The following is a 17723-nucleotide window of genomic DNA, read 5'->3' as shown; positions in this document are numbered from 1 at the left end:
CCGAGAGGGGACCGGCCGTTCCAAGGGCCGACCGGCCGTTCCGCGTCAGGGCTTCCAGACCACGGGGTGGGACGCGACCGGCTGGCCGGCCGCGTTCAGCTCGACGGCGTGACCGGCGACCAGTCCGGCGTCGTTGATGTACCTGGCCTGGGCGTACGGGCTGAGCGGGGACGGCGGGAGCGTGACGGTCGTTCCGTCGGGCTGCCACAGCAGGGCGGTGCTGCGGGTCCAGTCCGGGCCCTGGGCGCTGCCGACGGCGGTACCCGCGCTGTTGACCGCCATGGCCTCGCTCTGCCGGCCCGCCGGGCCGCCGAGCAGGGTCTGGCTGCCGTCCGGGTTCCAGCGGGCGGCGAACGTGGAGTGCGCCGCGTCGAACGTGGCCCCGACGACGGTGCCCGCGCTGTTGACGGCCCGTGTCCGGCCGTAGCCGGCGTCGCGGACGGTGCCGTCGGCCGTCCAGACCAGCACCCGGTCGAACTCCGTGCCGCCGGCCCGCCGCCCGTGGCCGAGCACCACGCCGTCGTCGGTCATCCGGTCCACCCGGGCGCCGTCGACGCCCGGCGGGAGCGGGAGCGCGGTCACCGTGTCCGTCGGGCTCCAGAGCACCGGGGTCTCCTGGTAGTCGCCGTTGCCGAGGCGCCGCTTGGAGATGCCGGCGACGATGCCCGCGTTGGTGACGGAGGTGGTCGAGCCCATGGTGTCGCCGGGCAGCAGCGGCAGGTCGACCCGGGTGCCGTCGGCCCGCCACTTCAAGGGCTTGGGCTGGTAGACCTCGTCGTACGAGCCGCCCACCACGACACCGGCGTCGTTGACCGCTCCCGCGCCGCCGCCGCGGACTCCGGCCGGCAGCTCCAGCGCGGTCGGGGTGCCGTCCGGGGTCCAGCGGACCGGGTGGTTGTCACTCAGCGACACGAAGGAGAGACCGACCACGGTGCCCGTGTCGTTGTGCCCGGCCGGCCGGCTGGACAGGTCGCCGGGCAGCGGCGCCAGGACGGTGTAGCCGAGGTGGTCGGGGCTCCAGCGGATCGCGCGCGGACCGGACTGGCCGGGGGTCTTCGCGAAGTACTCGCCGACGACGGCGCCGTCGCGGCTCAGGCCCCACACCGTGCTGTAGGCGGTGTCCGGCGGGGTCGGCAGGAACTGCGGGGAGGCCAGGTACCGGGCGGGGGTGGCAGCCGCCGCGGGTATCGGGCCGAGGAGCAGGGCGGCGGCCGTCGCGGCGGCGGCGAGGGCGGCCGTACGAGGGGTGCGTGAACCGGTCATGCGGAGAACTCCTGTCTCGTCGGGGCGACTTTGGGTCGTGGCCATCAGGGCTTCCAGACCATCGCGCGCGGCAGCGACTGCGCGTCCGGCAGGGTGGCGTGCCCGACGATCACCCCGGACTCGTTGATGACGGAGGCCGAGGCGTACGGGCTGAGCGAGGACGGCGGGAGCGTGACGGCCGTCCCGTCGCGCTTCCACAGCAGTGCCGTGCCGTGGTACCAGTCCGAACTCGTCGCGGTGCCGACGGCGGTGCCCGCGCTGTTGATCGCGTTCGCCGTGGTCTGCCAGCCCGCCGGGCCGTCGAGCAGGGTCCGGGTGCCGTCCGGCCGCCAGTACGCGGCCTGCAGGGGGCGGGCGGCGCCGAAGGCCACCCCGACGACGGTGCCGGTGTCGGTGATCGAGCTCGGCCGGCCCTCGCCGATGTCCCGGACGGTGCCGTCCGCCGCCCAGACCACCAGCCGGTCGAGCTCGGTGCCCCCCTCGCGCCGTCCGCTGCCGAGGATCACGCCGGAGTTGGTGATCCGGCGGGCCCCGACCACGTCGATCCCCGGTGGGGGCGGCAGTTCGGTCACGGTGCCCGACGGGCTCCAGACCACCGTACGCGTCCGGGGTTCGCCGCTGAGGCGCCGTTCGGACCAGCCGATGACGAAGCCCGCGTCGTTGACGGCCGTGGTCGAGCCGGTGTCGTCGCCGTCCAGCAGGGGCAGGGCGACCCGGGTGCCGTCGGCCCGCCACTTCACGGGCACGGGGCGGAACACCGCGTCGTACGAACTGCCGATCGCGACACCGGCGTTGTTGATCCCGGACGCGCCGCCGCCCCGGGCTCCGGCCGGCAGTTCCAGGGCGGTCGGGGTGCCGTCGAGGGCCCAGCGGACCGGGTGGTTGTCGGTCAGCGACGCGAAGGAGACCCCGACCGCGGTGCCGGCCTCGTTCATGGCGCCCGGGCGGGTACCGGTCTCGCCGGGCAGTGGTTCCAGGGTGGTGAGGCCGAGGTTGCCGGTGTTCCAGCGGAGGGCGCGCGGGGCGAACCGGCCGGGGATGTCCAGGTAGCACTCGCCGAGGACGTCGCCCGCGTTGTTCAGGCTGTACGCGGTGCTGAGCGGGCCGGCGTTGGCGGGCAGCGGTAGGAGATAGGGGGTCGGGAGCGGTGCGCCTGGGTCGGCCGTTGCGGCGGGTACCGGGCCGAGGAGCAGGGCGACGGCCGTCGCGGCGGCGGCGAGGGCGGCCGTGCGCGGGGTGGATGAACCAGCCATCCGGAAACTCCTGTCTCTTCAATGACCTTGTGGATCAAGCGAATTGACGTTCCGTCGGAGTCAGGCTGGTCGGGTGCCCGGTCCGGTGGCCAAGTCTCGGCCACCGTCCGTTCGTTGGCAGGCCGATCACCGAAACGGCCGGAATCCGCACCCCCGGATCCGCATCGGGCAGGTCGGGAGGGGTGCGGATCCGGGGCGGCGGCCGGTTTCCCGTGGTTCGGCCGTGCGGGGCGGTGGGGGTGCCGGGGCGGGCGTCGTTCCGCCTCCGCCCGGCTGCGTCAGCCGGGTGCGATCGCCGGGCCGCCGCTGCCGGTGGTGCCCTCGGTGGTGCCCTCGGCGGCGTCCCGGCTGCCGCTCCAGCCGCTTCCGGAGCCGCCGCCGCCGGAGCCGCCACCGGAGCCGCCACCGGAGCCGCCACCGGAGCCGCCGCCGGAACCCCGGACGTACACCGTGAAGGAGGTCAGGCCGGGGGGCAGTTCCCAGGCCCCACCGGCCCGGACGGACACCCGGTAGGCCTGCGGGCCGCCGTCCCGCTGGGCGGGTGCGGCCGGGGCGGTCGTCGTGGTGCCGGTCGTGACGGCCAGCGCCGTGGCAGTGGAGGCGGTCGCCAACAGGCCTTGCCGGAAGAGCTTTTGATTGATCGTCATCCTTGCGATGGTCTGATCTCCGGCGGCCCCGGCGGTGGCTTCGACCCCGAATCACGCGAACGAGTGGTCGCGTTCCGGCCGAGTTCGACGGGGCCCTCGTCGGTGAAGGTCGGCGGCCCTCGGACGGGCGGCCCTCGGACGGGCGGCGCGGGACCGCGCCCGGGGCCCCGCCGCGGGGAGCCGCGTCGCGCTCGGCGGAGTCGGCGGAGCCGGCGGGTGGCGGACGGCGCGGGGGCACGGCGCGGACCTGCGGAGATCCTCCCTCGATCGGGGGAGGGCGAGGGTGCGAAGGCCGGTGATACTGGCGGACATGATCAAGGGACTGAAGCCGCTGCTGCGCGGGTCGACGTATACGGGTGTGCTGTTCGCGGTGGTCGGGGCAGTGGCCGCGCTGCCGGTGGCGATGGTGGCGCTCGGGGTGACGCTGGGGCTGTCCGGCCGCCCGGACTCGGTCTGGGTGGCGCTGCCCCTGTGGGCGGTGCTGCTCGGGCTGTGCGGGCTGCCCCGGCTGGTGCGCCGGGTGCTGGCGGCGGGGGCGCGCAGGACGCTGGGCGTCGCGGTGCCCGCCCCGGTGAAGGGGGCCGCCGCGGCGGAGTGGTGGCGGACGCCGGCGTTCGTGGTGGCGCACGTGGCGCTGGGCTGGACGGTGCTGATCGGCGGCAGCACGCTGCTGGTGACGGCCGTGGCGCTGCCCGGGCGCTGGGCGGAGGGCACGGCGCGGGTCAGCCTCCTCGGCTGGGCCACGGACGTGACGGGCGTCTGGGCCTGGATCGTGGGAGTGCTCGCCCTGGTGCTCGCGGTGGCACTGTTCGTGGCCGTGTCGGGCGCGCTGCGGTGGCTGGCGCCCCGGCTGCTCGGGCCCTCGCCGGCCGAGCGGCTCGCGATGGCCGCCGAGCGGGAGCGGCTGCTGGCCGAACGCAACCGGCTGGCCCACGAACTGCACGACTCCATCGGGCACACCCTGACCGCCGCCACCATCCAGGCCGCCGTCGCGGGCGAGGTGCTGGCCGACGACCCGGTCGCGGCGCGGGCCGCCATGCGCAGCATCGAGGAGTCGACCCGGGCCGCGCTGGAGGACCTCGACTACGTGCTCGGCGCGCTGCGCGAGGAGCAGTCCGGCACCGCGCCGACCCGCACCCTCACCGACCTGCCCGAACTGATCGACCGGCTCCGGCACGCGGGCGCCGTCGTGGCGCCGCGCACCACCGGGGACCTGGCGCAGGTGCAGGGCACGCTCTCCCGGGCCGCGTACCGGATCGTCCAGGAGGGGCTGACCAACGCGCTGCGGCACGGCTCGGGCGGGACGATCGAGCTGCGGGTGGCGGCGGGGGCGGACGAGCTGGAGCTGAGCGTGGTCAACGGGGTGGCGGACGGGGCCGGGGCGGGCGGCTTCCCGACCTCCGGGCACGGCCTGCCCGGGCTGGCCGAGCGGGTGCGGCTGCTGCACGGCGAGTTCGAGGCCGGCCCGTACGGCGAGGGGCAGTGGCGGCTGGCGGTCCGGCTGCCGATGCGGTGGTCGGCGTGAGCGGGAGCGGTGAGGACAGGGCGGCCGACCCCGCCGCTGGGGCGGCGCCCGACGTCACCCTCCTGATCGCCGACGACGACCCCGTCACCCGCAGCGGCCTGAGCACCCTGCTGGGTGCCCAGCAGGGCATCACGGTGGTCGGGCGGGCCGCCGACGGCGTCGAAGTGGTCCAGCAGGTCCGGATGTTGCGCCCGGACGTGGTGCTGATGGACGTGCGGATGCCGCGTCGCAACGGGATCGAGGCGACCCGCGAACTGCTGAAGGACGCCGACCCGCCCAAGGTCGTGGTGATCACCACCTTCGAGAACGACGGCTACGTCACCGCCGCGCTGAGCGCCGGCGCCAGCGGCTTCGTGCTGAAGCGGCGGCCCGTCCCGCAGATCGCCGAGGCGGTGCGGGTGGTGGCCGCCGGGGAGGCGGTGCTGTTCCCCGCCGCGCTGCGCCGGATGGTCGCGGCCCGGCCGCTGGAGTCGGCCGAGGCGCTGCCCAGGGCGGCGCTGACCGGCCGGGAGGAGGGGGTGCTGCGGCTGATGGCGACCGGGCTCTCCAACCCGGAGATCGCGCAGGCCCTCGCGGTGAGCCAGGAGACGGTGAAGACGCACGTCGGGAACGTGCTGGGCAAGCTCGGCGCGCAGAACCGGACCCACGCGGTGGTGATCGCGTACGAGAGCGGGCTGGTGGTGCCGGGGCTGCCCGGCGCCTGAGCGGCGGTGCGGCCACGGTGATGTGGCCACGGCGGGAGCAGCCCCGGCGGTCGGTGCGGCCTGCGGCCTGCGGTGTGTGGGCGTGCGGCCTGTGGCTTACGGCCTGCGGCTTACGGCCTCGGGTCGATCGGGGCGAGGGTGCCGAGGCGGTCCTCGACGGCCTGGGCGGCGGCCAGGCAGAGGTCCTCCCGGAAGGCCCGGCCGACGAGCTGCACACCGGTGGGGAGGCCGTCCGCGGCGAGACCGGTCGGGACGGCGACGGACGGGACGCCGACGAAGCTGGTCACCGAGCAGAGCCGCATGGCCGAGGCGACCCGGTCCCGGCCCGCCTGGTCCCGCGACTCCAGGCCCGGTTCGACCGGCGGCTCGGTGAACACCGGGCCCAGCAGCAGCGGGTACGCGTGCAGGAACTCCGCCCAGGAGCGGCGGATGTTCATCCAGGTGCCCAGCAGCCGGATCAGGCCGGGGCCGTCCACGGGCGGGGAGCTGCGCATCGTCAGCTCGATGAAGCGGTCGCCGCCCTCGCCCAGCAGCTGCCGGACGGCGGGCCAGTTCGGCGCGAACTCGGTGCCGGTCAGGCGGTGGTAGGTGTCGAGCGCCTCGTCCAGCCGCGGGACGTCGGGGACCTCCTGGACGTCGTACCCGGCGTCGCGCAGCGCGTCGGCGGCGGTCTCGACGGCGCGGCGGACGGTGGGGTGGACGCCGTGGCCGCCCGGGTCGGCGACGACGGCGACCCGGACGGGGGCGGCGAGCGGCTCGCCGTACAGCGGGACGGGCACGGCGCGCGGGTCGCGCGGGTCGGTGCCCGCCAGCGTCTCGTAGGCGAGCCGCAGGTCGGCGACCGTACGGGCCAACGGGCCGTCGGTGACCAGGACCTGGGAGGCCGGGCCGGGGTCGTCCGGGCCGATCAGGCGCTGGTCGGCGGGGAAGCGGCCGGTGGTCGGATCGAGGGCGGCGACCCCGCAGAAGGAGGCGGGGATGCGGACCGAGCCGCCGGAGTCGTTGCCGAGCCCGAGCGGGGCCATCCCGGCGGCGACGGCCACGCCGTCCCCGCCGCTGGTGCCGCCCGGGGTGCGGCGCCGGTCCCAGGGGTTGTAGGTGTCGCCGTACAGCTCGCTGCGGGTGTGCATCCCGGCGAGGATCAGGGTCGGCAGGTTGCTGTGGCCGATCGGGATCGCCCCGGCCGCGCGCAGCCGGGCCACCGGGACGGCGTCGTCGGTGGCGACGTGGTCGCGGAAGCGCGGGGTGCCGAAGGTGGTGGCCACGCCGGCGATCGGGGTGCACTCCTTCACGGTGAACGGCACGCCCGCGAGCGGCCCGAGGGGCTCGCCGGCGGCCCGGCGGCGGTCGGTGTCCCGCGCGGCCGCGCGGGCCCGGTCGGCGAGGAGCTGGGTGACGGCGTTCAGACGGGTGTTGACCTCGTCGATCCGGGCCAGGTGGCTGTCCATCACCTCCAGGGCCGACACCTCGCCGCCGCGCACGGCGGCGGCGAGTTCGGTGGCGGGCTTGCTCCACAGGGACATGGGGGCGCTCCTCGGCGGGTCGTCGGGCTCGTTCCGATGCGGTCGCATCGGAACGGAACGAACCCTAGCCCGGAACCGATACGCTTGCATCGGAATATCGAAGTTCGGAGAGCACGGCGGACGAGGAGCACGGGCATGCCGAAACAGGTGGACCACGAGGGCCGGCGCCGGCGGATCGCCGAGGCCGTCTGCCTGCTGGTGGACGAGCACGGGCTGGAGGGCGTCACCCTGCGGGACGTCGCCACCCGGGCGGAGGTCTCGATGGGGGCCGTCCAGCGCTGCTTCCGCACCAAGGAGGAGATGCTGCTGGCCGCGCTCGCGCACGTCGGCGAGCGGGTCACCGCGCGGGTGCGGAACCGGCTCACGGCCGGCCCGGCGCAGTCGGCGGCCACCGAACTCGGGCTGGTGGCGGGCGAAGTGGCGCTGCTGCGCGAGGAACACCGGGCCGAGGCGCGGATCTGGCTCGCCTTCGTCGCCGGGGCCGCCGTCAACCCGGCGCTGGCGGCCACCCTGCGGAGCAGTTACGCGGCGCTTGAGGAGCTGGTGGTGCGGCTGGTCGCGGAGGCGGCGGGCGGGGGATCGGCGCTGGGCGGGGCGGCGGCGGGTGGGCCTGCGGCCGGGGGATCGGCGCTGGGCGGGGCGACGCCGGGCGGGCCGGCGGCCGGGGGATCGGCGCTGGGCGGGGCGGACACCGCCGGGGCGGTGGACGCGCGGACCGAGGCCCGTACGCTGCTCGCCCTCGCCGACGGGCTCACCGCGCACGTACTGGTCGGGCACCGGACGGTGGCGGAGGCGGAGGAGGTCCTGCACGCGCACCTGGCCGGGCTCTGGGCGCGCTGCTGAAACGGCCCCTCGGCACGCGGCTGAAGCCTTCGCCCACTGTTGTCGCCCCCGTCACCGTCCAGTCCGTGGATGGTCGGCCACGGCGGTGGCCGGGTCGGGCAGGATCGGGCCCGACGTCACCGGAGACACCTGTCGGACACTCGTGTTGGGAGAGCCTGCCGTGACTGCTGTGGAGATCCCCGGGTCCAAGTCCATCACCGCCCGGGCGCTGTTCCTGGCCGCCGCTGCCGAGGGCGTGACCACCCTGCGCCGGCCGCTGTCCTCGGACGACACCGAGGGCTTCGCGCAGGGGCTGGACACCCTCGGGTACCGGATCGAGCGGACGGCCGCGGCATGGCGGGTGGAGGGCCGCCCGGCCGGTCCCGCCGTCCCGGAGGCCGAGGTGTACTGCCGCGACGGCGCCACCACCGCGCGCTTCCTGCCCACCCTCGCCGCCGCCGGCCACGGCACGTACCGCTTCGACGCCTCCGCCCAGATGCGCCGCCGCCCGGTCGCCCCGCTCACCCGGGCGCTGCGCGACCTGGGCGTGGACCTGCGGCACGAGGAGGCCGAGGGGCACCACCCGCTGACGGTCCTCGCCGACGGCGTCCGCGGCGGTGAACTCACCCTGGACGCCGGGCAGTCCTCGCAGTACCTGACCGCGCTGCTGCTGCTCGGCCCGCTCACCCGGGACGGCCTGCGGATCACCGTCACCCGGCTGGTCTCCGCGCCGTACATCGGCATCACCCTGGCGATGATGCGCGACTTCGGGGTCGAGGTGAAGCGGGAACGGACGCCCGCGGGCGAGCTGTTCGAGGTGCCCCCCGGCGGCTACCGGGCCGCCGACTACCCGATCGAGCCGGACGCCTCCACGGCCAGCTACTTCTTCGCCGCCGCGGCCCTGGCCGGCCGGGAGGTCACCGTCCCCGGCCTCGGCCGGGACGCGCTCCAGGGCGACCTGCGCTTCGTCGACGTGCTGCGGCGGATGGGCGCCCGGGTGGACGTCGGCGCCGACCGCACCACGGTGGCCGGCGAGGGCCCGCTCGGCGGGATCACCGTCAACATGCGGGACATCTCCGACACCATGCCCACCCTCGCGGCCATCGCCCCGTTCGCCACCGGGCCGGTGCGGATCGAGGACGTCCACAACACCCGGGTCAAGGAGTGCGATCGCCTGGAGGCCTGCGCCGACAACCTGCGCGCGATGGGCGTCACCGTGGCCACCGGGGACGACTGGATCGAGATCCGGCCCGGCACGCCCCGCCCGGCCGAGGTCACCACCCACTCCGACCACCGGATCGTCATGTCCTTCGCCGTCACCTCGCTGCGCACCCCCGGCATCACCTTCGACGACCCGGGCTGCGTGCGGAAGACCTTCCCGGGGTTCCACGAGGCCTTCGCGGCGCTGCGCGCGGAGTGGGGGGTCTGACCCGCGCCGCTCCGACCCGGGTCGTCGGTCCGACCCGGGTCGTCGTCCGGGCCGGGAAATCCCGGTTGCCAGGCGGCGGCCCCGGCGGCGAGGATTCCGTTCGTGTCCGAGACGGTGTTCGAGACGGTGTCCGACGGGCCCGGGCTGCGGCCCTACCCCAAGATCCCCGCCCGGGGCCGCTCCGGCGGGCCCGGCAGCCGCGAGTGGACCGCGGCCGAGAAGGTGCACGGGGCGCACTTCGCCGTGGTCTGCGAAGGCGGCTCCGTACGGGCCGCGAAACGGCGTGAACTGCTGGACGACGAGGGGCTGGACGGCTTCTTCGGGGTGAGCCGGATCTGGCCCGAACTGTCTGTCGCGGCCGCCCGGTTCGCCGCCGCGGTGCGCGAACCGTGGGGCGCCGCCGCCGTGGTGACGGTCTACGGCGAACTGGCCGGCGGCCGCTACCCGCACCCCGGGGTGCCCGCCGTCCCCGGCGTCGACCCGGTCCAGACCGGCGTCTGGTACGCCCCCGGCCTGCGCTGGCTGCCCTTCGACGCCACCGTCGAGACACCTGAGGGCCGCTGGTGGGTCGCCGACCGGACCCTGCGTACGGCCGCGCGGGCCGCCGGACTCACCTGCGTCCCCCTGCTCGGCCACGGCCCGCTGAACACCCTGCACGACCTGCCGGTCCGCTACCCCAGCCGGGTGCCCGCCCTGCTCGGCCTGCCCGAGCTGCCGGACAACCTCGCCGAGGGGTACGTCCTCAAACCGGCCGGCGAATGGCACGAGTCCGCCACCGCCCGTCCGCTTGTGAAGGTGAAGCAGCAGGCCTTCGCCGAGGACGACCGCTACGACGGCGCCCGCCCGTACCTCCCCCCGCCGGAGGGCGCGGCCGGCGTCCCCGCCTGGCTCCTCGTCCAGGCCTCGGCCCTGCTCACCCCCACCCGCGCCGCCGCCGCCGTCAGCAAGCTCGGCCCCCGCACGCCCGCGCAGGCCGTGGCCGCGGAGATCGCGGCGGACGTGGCCGAGGAACTCGCCGACGCCGTGGGAGGGTTGGACCCGACCGTCCTAGCCGCCCTGCGCCAGGCCCTCGAACCGGGGGCCCGGGCCCTCACGTCCTTCGACGCGGAGGACCGGCGCAACTCCTGAGCGCCGGGTGGCCGGCGGCTGCCGTACCTTGATCGTCTGTGGGGTCATGGGCGCGAGAAAGATTCCTCGGAAAAGTCGTCGGCCGATGTAGAGGCCGGGTTCCGCCGCTCCGACTGAGAGGTGACGGCGCGCCGACGGGGCGCGTGAGACGGAGGGGACACCCGGAATGAAGTACGTCGCGATGATCTACGGCAACCAGGCCAAGTGGGACTCCTTCCCGGCCGAGGCGTGGCCGGAGGCGATCGCCAGGCAGGAGGCGTTCAACGCGCGGTACCGGGAGAGCGGGGAGCTGGTCGGCGCGTACGGGCTGGCGGACGCGGCGGCGGCGCAGCTGGTGCGGCGGGCGGAGGGGGTGCCGGTGGTCACCGACGGGCCGTACCTGGAGACCAAGGAGTACGTGGCCAGCTTCTACCTGCTGGACTGCGAGAGCCTGGAGCGGGCCCAGCAGATCGCGGCGGACATGCCGTTCGCGGACGTGGAGCCGGTGGAGCTGTGGCCGGTCCTGCACGAGTCCGTGGCGGGCGACCTCCCCGTGTGCGAGTGAGCGGAACGACCGGTGCCGTCGAGGGCCTGCTGCGCGAACTGGCGCCGCAGGTCCTCGGCGTGCTGGTGCGGCGGCACGGCGGGGCGTTCGACGCGTGCGAGGACGCGGTGCAGGAAGCGCTGCTGGCCGCCGCGACGCAGTGGCCGGAGGGTGGGGTGCCGGCCAACCCGAGGGGCTGGCTGGTGACGGTCGCGGAGCGGCGTCTGGTGGACCGGGTGCGCAGCGATTCGGCGCGCCGCCGCCGGGAGGAGGCGCTGGCGCTGGCCACGCCGCAGTCGGCGCTGCTCGCCCCCGCGGCCGACGCGCCCGACCCGGCGGCGGACGACTCGCTCGCGCTGCTGTTCCTCTGCTGCCACCCGGCGCTGTCCGTGCCGAGCCGGATCGCGCTGACCCTGCGCGCGGTCGGCGGCCTGACCACCGCGCAGATCGCGGCCGCGTTCCTGGTGCCCGAGGCGACGATGGCGCAGCGGATCAGCCGGGCGAAGCAGACGCTGAGGAGCGTGGGCGGGGGACTGTCCCTCGGCGGGGGAGAGTCCCTCCCGGAGGGCGGGGCGGGGCGGCTGGGCGAGGTCCGGCACGTGCTGTACCTGGTCTTCAACGAGGGCTACACGGCGAGCGGCGGCGAGGAGCTGACCGCGCCGCGGCTGTCCGAGGAGGCGATCCGGCTGACCCGGCTGCTGCGGCGGCTCACCCCCGGGGACGCCGAGACGGCGGGGCTGCTCGCGCTGATGCTGCTGACCGACGCCCGCCGGCCGGCCCGTACCGGGGCGCACGGCGCGGTGGTGCCGCTGGACGAGCAGGACCGCGGCCGGTGGGACCGTGAACTGCTGGACGAGGGGCTGGAGTTGATCGCCTCGGTGCTGCCGCGCGGGCACGCCGGGCCGTACCAGGTGCAGGCCGCGATCGCCGCGGTGCACGGGGAGGCGGCGACGGCGCGGGAGACCGACTGGCCGCAGGTCCTGGCGCTGTACGACCTGCTGCTGCGCCTCGACCCGAACCCGGTGGTCGCGCTCAACCGGGTGGTCGCGGTCGCGATGGTGCACGGGCCGGAGGCCGGGCTGGCACTGGTGGCGGAGCTGGCCGGGGACCGGCGCCTGGCCCGGCACCACCGGCTGCTCGCCGTCCGGGCGCACCTGCTCGACCGGCTCGGCACCGACCCGGCGGCCGCCGCCCGCGCCTACCGGGAGGCGGCGGCCCGGACGGCGAGCGCCCCGGAGCGGCGCCATCTGGCCTCCCGGGCACGGCGGTTGGAGGGGGCCTCGAGTACGGGGTGAGCGGGCGGGCGGCAGGGTCGAGGGCGGGTTCAGACGGCGTCCAGGGGGCTTCCGCGTCCGGTGGGAGGGGCCCATCATGGGCTCCCGGCCCCGGCAGAACCGCCCCGACACCGTTCCAGGGCCGCCGTCAGGAGGCAGAAGAGATGACGATCCCACCGCCCGTTCGGATCCAGGCCGCCGTCGTCCGCGCCGCGTACGCGCTGCCCGAGGGCCTGCGGCGGGCCGTCGCGGGCAAGCCGGTGGTCCTCGACGGGCAGACGCTCGCGCTGGACGCGCAGTTGATACTCAAGCTCCAACGGCTGTCCGGGGCGTCCCTGGTGATGTCGGGCGGGGTCGGGCCGTCGCGCGCCGCGATGGAGCACGCGCGGCACCTGGTGGGCGGGCCGCGCAACCGTACGGTGGCCGCGCGGAGCGTCGGCATCCCGCAGGAGCACGGCGAACTGGCCGCGACGCTGTACACCCCGGAGGGGCTGGCGGCCGGCTCCGGCCTGCTGGTCCTCCTGCACGGCGGGGGCTGGGTGGTCGGCAGCCGGGCCAGCCACGACCACGTCGCCCGCTTCCTCGCCCAGCGGGCGCGGGTGCGGGTGCTGTCGGTGGAGTACCGGCTGGCGCCCGAGCACGCGTTCCCGGCGGCGGCCGATGACGCGCTGGCCGCGTTCGACTACGCCTACGCCAAGGCCGCCGACCTGGGCGCGGACCCGGAGCGGATCGCGGTCGGCGGGGACAGCGCGGGCGGCAACCTGGCCGCCGTCGCCGCCCAGCAGGCGGTCCGGCGGGGCGGCCCCGCGCCGGTGTTCCAGCTGCTGCTGTACCCGGCGACCGACGCCTCGACCCGGCGCCCCTCGCGCGCACTGTTCGCCGACGGGTTCTTCCTGACCAGCGCCGACATGGACTGGTTCGCCGACCGGTACGCGCCCGCGCCCGCCGACCGCACCGACCCGCGGCTGTCGCCGCTGCTCGCCGAGGACCTGACCGGCCTGCCGCCCGCGTACATCGGCACCGCGGGCTTCGACCCGCTGCGCGACGAGGGCGAGGCGTACGCGCGGGCGCTGGAGGAGGCCGGGGTCGCGGTGCGGCTGAGCCGGCAGTCGGACCTCATCCACGGGTACGCCAGCTACATCGGCGTCGGCCACCGCTTCCGGGAGGCGACGGCCGAGGCGGCGGAGGCGCTGCGGCAGGCGATCGGCGGGTAGCGGCAGCGTGCCGGAGGGCTTGCGGCGAAGGGCGGGACCCCGCGGCGGGCGGGTCCCGCCCTTCGCCGTGCCGTGAGGCGGAAGGCGGGGCGGGGCCGGAGGCGGAAGGGGGACGGGGCCGGAGGCGGAAGAGGGGCGTGATCGTGAGACGGAAGGGGGCGTGCCCGGAGGCGGAAGGGGGGCGTGAGCCGTACGGTCACGCGCCGGATCGCTGTCGCGCAGGGGGTTCTCGGCGACCGGCTCTTATTGTACTGTCCGTCTAATAAGCGGGTGAGCGGGAACCCGCGGAACAGGCACCTGGAGGCAGCCATGGCTCTCACCTGGCAGACGGGGCACGGCCACACCACGGCCGACGACGACGTCTCGAAGCGGCTGCTGGAGTCGGCCGCCACCCTCTCCTACGACCCCTCGACCGAGATCGACTGGGACGCCCCCCTCCCGGACGACCACTACGGCCTCAACCCGGAGTGGAGCACCCTCTACGGCACCCGGCTGTGGGACGAGATGACCGAGCGCCAGCGGGTCACGCTCACCCGGCACGAGGTCTGCTCGATCATGAACACCGGCATCTGGTTCGAGATGATCCTCCAGCAGATGGTGCTGCGCGACCAGTACCTCAAGAACCCCGCCACCGCCGAGTTCCAGTTCGCGCTCACCGAGATCGCCGACGAGTGCCGCCACTCGATCATGTTCGCCCGCGCCTGCGCCAAGATGGGCGTCCCCGCCTACCGCCCGAACAAGGTGATCGCCCAGGCCGGGCGCGCCTTCAAGGCGCTCGCCAAGGGCGAACTCGCCTACGGCGGCATCCTGGTGGCCGAAGAGGTGCTCGACGTCATGCAGCGCGACTGGATGCGCGGCGAGAAGGTGCTGGAGATCGTCCGCGGCACCTCCCGGATCCACGTGGTCGAGGAGTCCCGGCACATGAAGTTCGCCCGGCAGGAGATCCGCGAGCGGATGCGCCACGCGAGTCCGGCCCGCCGGCGCGCCTCGGCCACCGGCATCGCCGTGGGCGCGTACGTCATCGTCACCAGCATGGTGCACCCGGGCGTGTACAAGGCCGCCGGGCTCGACGTGCAGCGGGCGCTCGCCGAGGTGCGGGCCAGCGAGCACCGCAAGGCGATGATGCGCACCAGCTCCCGGCACCTGATGGCCTTCCTCGCCGAGACCGGCCTGCTCACCAGTCGCTCGGCGGCCGTCTACCGCCGGGTGCACATGCTCTGACGGTCCGTCACCACCGAGTCGCCCCATCCCCCACGCGCAGCGAGGACCCACCCCGGCCATGGCCTACGCGATCACCCAGACCTGCTGCAACGACGCCTCGTGCGTGTCCGTCTGCCCGGTCAACTGCATCCACCCGACCCCGGACGAACCGGAGTTCGGCACCACCGACACGCTCTACATCGACCCGCGGGCGTGCATCGACTGCGGCGCCTGCGCGGACGCCTGCCCGGTGGACGCGGTGTTCCCGGTCGACCGGCTGCGCGGACCCGACACCGTGTTCGGCGACCTCAACCGCGACTGGTTCCGCGACCACCCCAACGACCACGCCTGGGGCGCGCCCAGCTTCCCGCGCAGCCTGCCGGCCGAGGTCGGCGCGCTGCGGATCGCCGTCGTCGGCACCGGCCCGTCCGCCGGGTACACCGCGCAGGAACTGCTGCGCGGCACCAGCGCCGAGATCACCATGATCGACCGGCTGCCGGTCACCGGCGGCCTGCTGCGCCACGGCGTCGCGCCCGACCACCAGTCCACCAAGCGGATCGCGGAGAGCTTCGCGAGCGTCTTCCACGACCCGCGGCTGCGGATGCACCTCAACGTGGAGATCGGCACGGACCTCACCCACCAGGAGCTCGCCGCCCACCACCACGCGGTGGTGTACGCGGTCGGCGCGGCCGCCGACCGCCGGCTCGGCATACCCGGCGAGGACCTGCCGGGCAGCCTGCCCGCCACCGCCTTCGTCGGCTGGTACAACGCCGAACCGACCGTGCCCGCCGACGCGGTGGAGCTGTCGGCGGAGCGCGTGGTGGTGGTCGGCAACGGCAACGTCGCGGTGGACGTCGCCCGCATCCTGCTCACCGACCCCGACCGGCTCGCCGCCACCGACATCGCCGACCACGCCCTGGCCGCGCTGCGCCGCAGCCGGGTCCGGGAGGTCGTGCTGCTCGCCCGGCGCGGCCCCGGGCAGGCGGCGTGGAGCAGGGCGGAGTTCCTGGCGCTGCGGCGGCTGCCGGGCGTCGAGGTGGTGGTGGCCGACCACCCGGAGGTCCGGGCGGCCATCGAGGCGGCGGCGGAGGCGGGGGCGGAACGGGGGGCGGAAGCGGGGTCGGGTACGGCGTCGGGGGCGGCGCTGCTCGCCGGGCTGCCGCTGGTGCCGCACGACGGTGACGCGGCGCCCGGGCCGGGGCGGCGGATCGTGCTGCGGTTCCTGTCGGCGCCGGTCGAGCTGTCCGGGGAGGGGCGGGTCGAGGCGCTGACCGTCGAGCGGACCGCCCCGGGGGCGGACGGCCGGGTCGAGGGCACCGGCGTGCGGGACGTGCTGCGGGCCGGGCTGGTGGTGCGCTCCATCGGGCACCGGGGCGTCCCGCTGCCCGGGCTGCCGTTCGACGAGCGGACCGGGACGGTCGCGCACCGGGCGGGGCGGGTCGTCGACCCGGCGACCGGACGGCCGCTGCCGGGGACGTACGTGGTGGGCTGGGCCAAGCGCGGGCCGTCCGGCGGGATCGGCGCCAACCGGGCCTGCGCCCGGGAGACGGTGGGCGCGCTGCTGGACGACGCGACCGCCCGCGCGCTGCCCGTCCCGGAGGCGGGGCGCGGCGACTTCGAACGGCTGGTGCGCAAGCGGCGGCCGGACGCGGTCGGGCTGCGGGAGCTGCGGGCGGTGGACCGCGCGGAACGCGAGCGGGGCGAGGCCGAGGGGCGGCCCCGGGTGAAGCTCGCCACCGTCGCGGAGCTGCTGGCGGCGGGGCTGCGGCGGTAGGGCCCCGGCCCTCGCACAGGACGTGCGCAGGAAGTCGGGTGGGCCGACTTCCTGCGCACCAGCGGCTCCCCGCAGGGGGTTGACCTGCGGGGAGCCGGGTTGACGTGGCCGTGTCCCGGTACGGGCGGGGCGCGTTGGCCGGGTGTGAGTGGTTTTGGGAGGCTGCCGGAACCGGAGCGGCCGCTGGCTGAGGAAACGATCCTGCACGGCGCTCCGGACAGACCGCCGGAGCGGCCGCCGGAGCAGCCGTGGGCGGCGCCCGTGGCGGAACCCGGTCCGGAGACGCCCATCTACGCCGAACTGGCCCGGCGCTGGCAGGCCGAGGGGCGGGCCGTCCCCGGGCTGCCCGGCCCGGACGGGGAGCCGCCGGCCGCGCCGACCGGGGCTCAGGAGGCGTCCGGCTCCGGCTGGAGCCCGGCGCGGGCGTCGGGGTGGAACCCGGGGGCCGGCTCGGGGTGGAACCCGGGGTAGAACTGCCGCGCCCACCGGCGGAACAGCCCGATCGAGCGCTCCCCGGGGACGAGCCGGGGCTGCGCCAGGTACCGCTTGTGGTCCAGGACCGGGCGGTCCTGCTTGATGATCCGCACCGAGGCCTGGAGCGCCGCCCAGGAGGCCGCCCGGTCGACGGCCCGCGCCGCGCCGACCCCCGGCACCGGCACCGTGGCGGTCACCGCGAAGCGCACCCTGGTCCGCCACGGCGCGACCGGCGTCGGCAGCACCCACACCCGCAAGGTGCCGCCCACCTGCGGCAGTTCGACCTCCATGCGCATCAGCCCGAGGCCGAACAGCGTCACCGGCTGCTCCAGACTCACCGTGCCCAGCCCGGGGAACCGGGTCGTGGTGCGCTGGTGGACGGTGAACAGCGGCCCGGCCACCTCGGGCGGGGCGGTCTCCCGGGTGTCCAGGCCGTGCAGCACCCGGGTGTGCCGGAAGTCGACGCTGTTCTCCATCACCTCCTGCGGGTGGGAGAGCACGTCCCCGCTCCACCACGCCAGCGGCCGTACCCCGAGAGCCGGCGGCAGCTCCCAGGCCGGTGCGCAGCCGTCCGGACCGCCGCCCGAACCGTTGCCCGGGCCGCCGCCGGGGCCGCACCAGACGAACAGCGCGCCGTCCCGCTCGCACAGCCGGCGCCCGGCCAGGGCGCCCCGGAACCGGATGCCGTCCGGCGAACCGGTGCACGAGCCGTCCGGGCCGAAGGCGAAGCCGTGGAACGGGCAGACCAGCTCCTCGCCCCGGACCTTCCCGCCCGCCCCGAAGTGCGCGCCCAGGTGCGGGCAGTGCGGGCCGACCGCGCGCACCGCGCCCCGGCGGGTCCGGTACAGCACCACGTCCTCGCCCATCAGCCGGACCGTGCGCACCCGCCCGGGCGGCAGGTCCCGGGACCGGCCGACGCAGAACCAGCCACTGGGGTACGGCAGGGGGGCGGAGCGCTCGTCCACGCGGA

Annotated in this window: 15 protein-coding genes; 10 read left to right on the top strand and 5 right to left on the bottom strand. The window is 75.9% G+C overall.

What is annotated here, in order from left to right:
* Window positions 1-45 precede the first annotated feature (45 nt).
* The 3 genes from ACFVU7_RS19180 to ACFVU7_RS19170 all read right to left on the bottom strand — a co-directional run bounded on the left by ACFVU7_RS19180 (window position 46) and on the right by ACFVU7_RS19170 (window position 3163).
* Window positions 46-1263, bottom strand: a complete 1218-nt coding sequence (locus ACFVU7_RS19180) for a hypothetical protein (RefSeq protein ID WP_380778233.1) — start codon at window positions 1261-1263, stop codon at window positions 46-48.
* 44 nt (window positions 1264-1307) lie between these two features.
* Window positions 1308-2516, bottom strand: a complete 1209-nt coding sequence (locus ACFVU7_RS19175) for a hypothetical protein (RefSeq protein WP_388046076.1) — start codon at window positions 2514-2516, stop codon at window positions 1308-1310.
* A gap of 278 nt (window positions 2517-2794) precedes the next feature.
* A complete protein-coding gene (locus ACFVU7_RS19170; RefSeq protein ID WP_388046075.1) occupies window positions 2795-3163 on the bottom strand; it encodes a hypothetical protein in 369 nt (122 codons plus the stop codon).
* A gap of 310 nt (window positions 3164-3473) precedes the next feature.
* On the opposite strand from ACFVU7_RS19170, the gene ACFVU7_RS19165 reads away from it, so the two are divergent.
* Together ACFVU7_RS19165 and ACFVU7_RS19160 are read left to right on the top strand one after the other, a co-directional pair.
* Complete coding sequence (locus ACFVU7_RS19165; protein ID WP_380778239.1) at window positions 3474-4688, top strand: histidine kinase; 1215 nt, start codon at window positions 3474-3476, stop codon at window positions 4686-4688.
* Window positions 4685-5392, top strand: coding sequence for a response regulator (locus ACFVU7_RS19160; protein ID WP_380744044.1), 708 nt, complete (start codon window positions 4685-4687; stop codon window positions 5390-5392). The genes ACFVU7_RS19165 and ACFVU7_RS19160 overlap by 4 nt, the downstream gene beginning before the upstream one ends.
* Before the next feature lie 110 nt (window positions 5393-5502).
* On the opposite strand, the gene ACFVU7_RS19155 is transcribed toward ACFVU7_RS19160, so the two are convergent.
* The gene (locus ACFVU7_RS19155) at window positions 5503-6915 is read right to left on the bottom strand and encodes an amidase (protein WP_388046073.1); all 1413 of its coding nucleotides are present in this window, start codon (window positions 6913-6915) and stop codon (window positions 5503-5505) included.
* 135 nt (window positions 6916-7050) lie between these two features.
* On the opposite strand from ACFVU7_RS19155, the gene ACFVU7_RS19150 reads away from it, so the two are divergent.
* The 8 genes from ACFVU7_RS19150 (at window position 7051) to ACFVU7_RS19115 (ending at window position 16279) form a co-directional block, all read left to right on the top strand.
* Window positions 7051-7758 carry a TetR/AcrR family transcriptional regulator gene (locus ACFVU7_RS19150; protein WP_388046072.1) on the top strand — a complete coding sequence of 236 codons (708 nt, stop codon included), beginning with the start codon at window positions 7051-7053 and terminating at the stop codon, window positions 7756-7758.
* A gap of 160 nt (window positions 7759-7918) precedes the next feature.
* Complete coding sequence (gene aroA, locus ACFVU7_RS19145) at window positions 7919-9166, top strand: 3-phosphoshikimate 1-carboxyvinyltransferase (RefSeq protein ID WP_049656576.1); 1248 nt, start codon at window positions 7919-7921, stop codon at window positions 9164-9166.
* 102 nt (window positions 9167-9268) lie between these two features.
* Window positions 9269-10294, top strand: a complete 1026-nt coding sequence (locus ACFVU7_RS19140) for an RNA ligase family protein (RefSeq protein ID WP_388046069.1) — start codon at window positions 9269-9271, stop codon at window positions 10292-10294.
* A 166-nt stretch (window positions 10295-10460) separates the two neighbouring features.
* The gene (locus tag ACFVU7_RS19135) at window positions 10461-10838 is read left to right on the top strand and encodes a YciI family protein (RefSeq protein WP_049656579.1); all 378 of its coding nucleotides are present in this window, start codon (window positions 10461-10463) and stop codon (window positions 10836-10838) included.
* Window positions 10835-12112, top strand: coding sequence for an RNA polymerase sigma factor (locus tag ACFVU7_RS19130; protein ID WP_388046068.1), 1278 nt, complete (start codon window positions 10835-10837; stop codon window positions 12110-12112). Before ACFVU7_RS19135 ends, ACFVU7_RS19130 begins: the two co-directional genes overlap by 4 nt.
* A gap of 143 nt (window positions 12113-12255) precedes the next feature.
* Window positions 12256-13305, top strand: coding sequence for an alpha/beta hydrolase (locus ACFVU7_RS19125; protein ID WP_388046066.1), 1050 nt, complete (start codon window positions 12256-12258; stop codon window positions 13303-13305).
* Window positions 13306-13614: 309 nt separating this feature from the next.
* Window positions 13615-14526 (top strand): diiron oxygenase, encoded by a 912-nt coding sequence (locus tag ACFVU7_RS19120; protein WP_049656586.1) that lies wholly within the window; start codon window positions 13615-13617, stop codon window positions 14524-14526.
* Between the two features lie 58 nt (window positions 14527-14584).
* Window positions 14585-16279, top strand: coding sequence for a 4Fe-4S binding protein (locus tag ACFVU7_RS19115; protein WP_388046064.1), 1695 nt, complete (start codon window positions 14585-14587; stop codon window positions 16277-16279).
* Window positions 16280-16665: 386 nt separating this feature from the next.
* On the opposite strand, the gene ACFVU7_RS19110 is transcribed toward ACFVU7_RS19115, so the two are convergent.
* Complete coding sequence (locus ACFVU7_RS19110) at window positions 16666-17718, bottom strand: aromatic ring-hydroxylating dioxygenase subunit alpha (RefSeq protein ID WP_388046062.1); 1053 nt, start codon at window positions 17716-17718, stop codon at window positions 16666-16668.
* Between the last annotated feature and the right edge of the window lie 5 nt (window positions 17719-17723).

The organism is Kitasatospora sp. NPDC058046, from assembly GCF_042885595.1.
Classification (GTDB): Bacteria; Actinomycetota; Actinomycetes; order Streptomycetales; family Streptomycetaceae; genus Kitasatospora.
This window is presented reverse-complemented; position numbering and strand designations above follow the sequence as displayed.